Origin of the sequence: uncultured Abyssibacter sp. (assembly GCF_964000955.1) — a bacterium.
In the GTDB taxonomy this organism is placed as follows: Bacteria; Pseudomonadota; Gammaproteobacteria; order Nevskiales; family OUC007; genus Abyssibacter.
In genome coordinates, this window is record NZ_CAXFCL010000333.1 from 1 (window position 1) to 6,253 (window position 6,253).

Annotated in this window: 1 protein-coding gene; it reads right to left on the reverse strand. The window is 69.0% G+C overall.

All coding sequences use genetic code 11. The features are described 5' to 3' along the window. A partial coding sequence (locus ABNS06_RS16190; RefSeq protein ID WP_348675642.1) for a beta-ketoacyl synthase N-terminal-like domain-containing protein occupies positions 1 to 6,253 on the reverse strand: 6,253 nt, incomplete at both ends.

The window sequence follows — 6,253 nt, forward strand, 5'->3', positions numbered from 1 at the left end:
AGGTCGCCAAGGCGCGGTTCCGCGGCGCGCAAGGCATCCACGAAGCCGAAGAACGCCGTCTCCGCGGCGACATCGTCTTCGATGCAACCGGTGGTGTCGATCACGTAGCGCAGGCTGTCGCCGGCCTCGGAGACCTGGCGCACGGCCTGGCCGCCGTGGTTCTCCACCGCCGCGACGATGGCCTCGACGATCGGTGCATCCGGTCCGGTGACCAGCACCGTGCCCTCGATCTGCTCCGGCACGCCGGGCGCGGTGGTTGGCACCGAACCCATCGCGTACACCGGGGCCATGTCACCGGCGGGTGCCGCGGCGGGTTTGGCCGGTGCCGCCACAGTCGGAGCATTGGCGGCAGCCGGCGTGGCTACCGCGGAGGCGGTTCCGACCAGGTCCAGAATCGCCTGGAGACTGCGCGCCTGGGTGAAGGACTCCATGCGGTCGGCAACGCCGCCGGCCTGGTCGGCCGGCAGGGCTTCCTTCAGGGCGCCGAGAATCTCGACCCGCTTGATCGAATCGATACCCAGTTCGGCTTCCAGGTCCTGGTCCAGACCGAGCATGTCTTCCGGGTAGCCGGTGCGATCGGCGACGATGCCCAGCAGCAGGGACTTCACGTCCACCGAGGCGGGCGCTGCGGCTGCGACCGGAGCCGGTGCGGCGGCGGGCGTGCCCACCAGGGCGCTGGCGGCGTCCAGGATGGCTTGCAGGCTGCGGGCCTGGGTGAAGGTTTCCATCGACGCCTGCATCGTGGTCGAGGCATCACCCGGGAGCTGCTGCTGCAACTGGCCGAGAATCTCGACGCGCTTGATGGAGTCGATGCCCAGTTCGGCTTCCAGGTCCTGATCCAGCCCCAGCATGTCTTCCGGGTAGCCGGTCAGCTCGGCGACGATGCCCAGCAGCGTCGGCTTCAGATCGACTGTCGCGACCGGGGCGGCCACGGCGGCCGGTGCCGGCGCAGCGCCGCCGCTCATGCCGGGCAGGGCCTCGGCCTGGGCGACCAGCGCGGACAGGCTGCGGGCCTGAGTGAACTGCTCCATCGTGTCCTGCATTGCGAGGCCGGCTTCGGCGGGAAGGCCCTTCTGGAGCTGTCCGAGGATTTCGACACGCTTGATGGAATCGATGCCCAGTTCGGCTTCCAGATCCTGATCCAGACCGAGCATGTCCTCCGGATAGCCGGTCAACTCGGCGACGATGCCGAGCAGCATTGGCTGGACCGCGACCGAGGCAACCGCGGCGACCGATGCGTTGGCCGCGGGAGCCGTCGCCGGTGCGGCGCTGCCGGACAGGCCGGGGAGCTGGGCCAGTTCGGCTTCGATGGCGGCCAGGGTGCGGGCCTGGGCAAAGCGTTCCATCGCGTCCTGCATCGCCGTCGCGGCCTGCGCAGGCAGGGCCTTCTGCACGCTGCCAAGCACTTCGACGCGCTTGATCGAATCGATGCCGAGTTCGGCCTCCATGTCCTGATCCATGCCCAGCATGTCCTCCGGATACCCGGTCAGCTCGGCCACGGTGGTCAGCAGCAGGGCCCGCGTGTCGACGGCGGCCACGATTGGTGCGGCGACGGGTGCCGCCGCCACGGGCGTTTCGGAGCCGATCAGCCCGGTTGCCAGATTCAGCACTTCACGCAGGGTCTTGGACTGCGTGAACTGCTCCATCGCTCCGGCCATGGATTCGCTGGCGGCGCCGGGCAGGGACTTCTGCAGGGCGCCGAGAATCTCCACCCGCTTGATGGAGTCGACGCCCAGTTCGGCTTCCAGGTCCTGATCCAGGTCGAGCATGTCGTCCGGGTACCCGGTGAGTTCGGACACGATGCCCAGCAGCCGACGTTGCAGCTCCTCCGCGGTCAGTGACGGCGTGGCTGCCGGTGTCTGGGCGACCGGCGCGGCCGGCGCGCTGGGAGCGGCCATCGGGGCGGGAGCCGGAGCTGCCGGAGGCGGTGCGGGCTGCGCCATCGGTGGCATGGCCGGTGTCTGAACCGTCGGCGCCGCGGCCTCGGGTGCGGCACCGCCCAGATATTGCTGGATCACGCGCTCCTGCAAGGACAGGAACTCGCGCATGGTCTGCTGGTAGGCGGCCAGTGCCTCGCCGCTGCCGGCCATCGGAGCCGATGCGGCGACCGGAGCCGGCGCCGCCGGCGCATTCGCGGCCGGCGCGGCCACGGTGGCCGGTCGTGCCGCGGCTTCGCGCAACGCCTTCATCTCGGCGACCTTTTCTTCCGCGTCGGCGCGGAGCATTGGCGGCAGCTTGCCCATGCGCAGGATCGGATCGTCCATCGGCCGCGCGCAGCCACCGGACAGGTACCAGGTGGTGGGCGACAGCGACGCCGGCTTGACCAGTTCGGCCAGCCGTTCGAGCTTGACCTTCTCGACCGGGCGGCCGGCGAACAGCGCGGCTGCCTGCATCGGCACGCCCAGCGTCATCAGCTGACCCAGGGCGCCCAGCAGGCCACGCAGGCCGCCGCCGTTGCCGTCCAGCGCGACGGTTTGTGCGTCGGTGCCGTCCAGCGTCTTCCTGATCATGTTCGAGCAGATCGACTTGGGTCCGATCTCCAGGAACAGCTTGATGCCGGCGGCATGCATGGCCTGGACCTCGGAGACGAACTCCACCGGGCTGAGCATGTGCCGTTCGAGACGGGCATACATCTCGGCCGGGTCACTCGGGTAGGGCAGGCCGGTGGTGTTCGAGTACACCGGGAAGGCCGCCGGGTTCATCGTCGCCTTGTGGATCGCCTTGGACAGCGGCTTCTGCGCGGCGGCGACCAGTTCGGTATGGAAGGCGCCGGAGACGGGCAGCACGCGGGTCTGCAAACCCTGCTCGGTCAGCGCGGCGGCGGCCTTGTCGATATCGGCCTTCGGGCCGGAGATCACGGTCTGCGTCGGCGCGTTGTGGTTGGCGACCGACAGGCTGGGGAAGGCTTTCAGCGCTTCGGTGACCTTGTCGCGTTCGGCCTGCACGGCGGCCATGCCGCCCGGCGTGCCGGAGGCGGAGGCCTCGGCCATCACGCGGCCGCGCAGCGCCGACAGTTTCAGGAAGTCGCTGTCGCTGAGCACGCCGGCCGAGTACAGCGCGGCGTACTCGCCATAGCTGTGGCCGGCCGCCGCGCTGGGCGTGATGCCCAGTCGCCGGACCAGCGCCGTCATGCCCAGTTCCAGGGCGCCGATCGCCGGCTGGGCGATGCGGGTGTCGGTCAGCGCGGCGGTCTGGGCCTTGCGCTGCTCGTCGGTGAATGCGGCACGCGGCCACATCAGCTTGTCCAGCAGCGTGTCGAGGTCATCGGCCAGCACATCATGCGCGCGGGCCAGCCCGTCGCGGATGTCGGAGAGAAACAGCCCGGCCTCACGCCCCATGTTCACGTGCTGGGCACCCTGGCCGGGATAGACGAAGCCGACCTGCGGCGCGGCCTCCGGCACCTGGGTGGAGACCAGAACGGTCGGCGGCAGCGGGCGCGATTCACCGCCCAGCGAGGCGATGGCCGCTTCCAGGCCCTTGATCAGCTCGTCGTAGCTGCCGGCGACGACGGTGGCGCAGGCCGCGGGCGTCTTGCCGGTCTTGGCCACTTGGGCGTCGGCATCGGCCGCCAGCGAGTAGGCGAGATGCCGCAGCGGCAGGTTCGTGCCCTGACGCAGCGCGGTGACCATGCGGCCCAGCGATTCGCCGAGCTTGGCGGCGTCCGCGGCGCGGAACACGAACAGCTCCTGCGTCCAGTCGACGGCGCCCACCGGCGCGGCCTGGGCATCCAGCTCGCCGTCATAGCCTTCGAGCACGGCGTGGAAATTGGTGCCGCCGAAGCCGAACGCGGAGACGCCGGCACGGCGCTTTTCGCCCGGCTTGGCCAGCCATGGTTTGGGTTCGTCCAGCAGATAAACCGGCGAGTCGGCATCGGCGATGGTGTCGATCGGATCGTCGACACCCGCATGGGCCGGCAGCACCTTGTGGTGCAGTGACATGGCGACCTTGATCAGGCCGGTGACCCCGGCGGCGGCCTTGGTGTGGCCGACGATGGTCTTGACCGAGCCCAGGGACACGGTCTGCGGCCCGGCGCCCTCGGCCTTGAGCGTGCGGGTGATGGTTTCGGCCTCGGCCTTGTCACCCACCGGCGTGCCGGTGCCGTGAGCCTCGACCAGGCCTAGATCGGTCGGACGGAATCCGGCCTTGGCATAGGCGCGATCCAGCGCGCGCATCTGGCCTTCCGGACGCGGCGCGGTCATGCCCAGCGCCTTGCCATCGGAGGAACCGGCAACGGCCTTGATCACCGCGTAGATGCGGTCGCCATCGCGTTCGGCGTCGGCCAGGCGCTTCATCACCAGCACGGCGGCGCCTTCGGAGATGACGATGCCGTTGGCGGCCTTGTCGAAGCTGCGTGCGGTTCCGGTGGGGGACAGCGCCTGGGTCTTGGAGAAGCACAGGAAGCCGAACGGTCCCTGCACGGTGTCGACACCACCGGCCAGCGCGACATTGGCGCGGCCGGTTTCGAGATCGTCCACCGCCAGGCTGACCGCGGCCAGCGACGAGGCGCAGGCGGCGTCCACGGTGAAGTTGCGGCCACCAAAGTCCAGGCGGTTGGCGACGCGGCCCGCGGCCACGTTCTGCAACACGCCGGCGAAGGACTCCTGCGTCCATTCCGGCAGGCGGTCCCAGACCTCGTCGGACGGAGCGTCGACGAAGCGCGGGATTTCCGAGCGCACGCCGTACTGCATGCCCAGATCGCCCACACCACCGCCGGCGCCGAGCATGATGCTGGTGTTCTCGCGGTCGAAATCACCGTCCGCGTAGCCGGCGTCGTTCAGCGCCCGGTATGTGGCTTCCAGGCACAGCAACTGCATCGGGTCGATGGCCTTCATCGACTTCGGCGGAATGCCGAACTTCAGCGGGTCGAAGGCGATTTCGTCGAGAAAGCCGCCCCATTTGGAGTAAACCTTGTCGCGGGCAGTCTTGTCCGGGTCGTAGTAAAGCTCCCAGTCCCAGCGGGTCTTGGGCACGACGTCGGTGACCTTGCGCTTGTTCAGGACGATGTTCCAGAAATCGTCGACCTGTTCGGCCTTGGGCAGCAGCGTGCCGATACCGACGATGGCGATGTCCGACGGCTTGGCCTTGGCGGCGCGTTCGGTGCGCTCCAGGCTCCAGGCCGACAGCGTGTCCGTGGCCGCGGTGGAGACCGATTCGTGCAGGGCCTCGATGGTCTGCACGCCGTCGGCCAGCGTCGCGACCTGACCGATCATGTACATGCCGTCGCGGTGCTGTTCGGCTTCCTCGATCTGCACGATCTGGCCCGATGCATCGCGGTTGACGCCCTTGCTGGCGATACGCAGGCGGCCGAGGTTCAGATCTTCCAGCACCTCGGAGATCTCGCTGGCCGGCGCGCCCTTGGCGATCATGCTGCGACGGGTGTCGAAGAACTCGCGGGCGAACGCGGTATCGGCGCAGCGGCTGGCATGGCCGGGGCCCGTGGCGAGGCCGACCGTGCGTTTGCAGGCCACGGCCTCGGACTGGAAGCCGGAGACGATGGCACCGGATTCGACGATGTCCTGCGTGAACAGATAGGCCGAGCCCATCAGTACGCCGACCTTCATGCCACGCTCGACCAGCGGCGCGGCCATCGCGGCGACCATGGCGCTGGAGAGGGCGTCGTTGATGCCGCCGGCGAACAGCACGTGCACCTTGGGTGCGTCGGCCGGTTTCACCTGATCCAGCAACACGCGGATCATCTGCTCCCACAGCGGGAAGCTGGCGATCGGTCCGATGTGGCCGCCGCATTCGCGACCCTCGAACACGAAGCGATACGCGCCCTGATCCAGGTACATCTTCAGCAGGGCGGGAGCGGGGGCGTGGATGTAGGCCGGGATGCCTTCGGATTCGAAATGCGCGGCCTGGTCCGGACGGCCGCCGGCGATCAGTGCGTAGGTGGGCTTGCAGGCCAGCACGGCCTTGATCTGTTCTTCACGCAGTTTCTGAGGAACAAAGCCCAACAGACCGATTCCCCAGGGTTTTTCACCAATGGAATCGCGGGTTTCTTCCAGTAGCGCCTTGACCTGCTCGCCGCGCATCAGCGCCAGCGCGAGCATCGGCAGGCCGCCGCCTTCAGCGACCTTGACGGCGAACGCGGCGGAGTCGGACACGCGGGTCATCGGGCCCTGCACGACCGGGTATTTCGTGCCGTGGGAGGCCGCCATCGGCGCGTCCGGTGACAGCGCGGCCTGGGTCGCGGCGAGCTCGATGTTGGCCTGCGACTGCTTGCGGATCGCCTGGATCAGGCGACCCACGG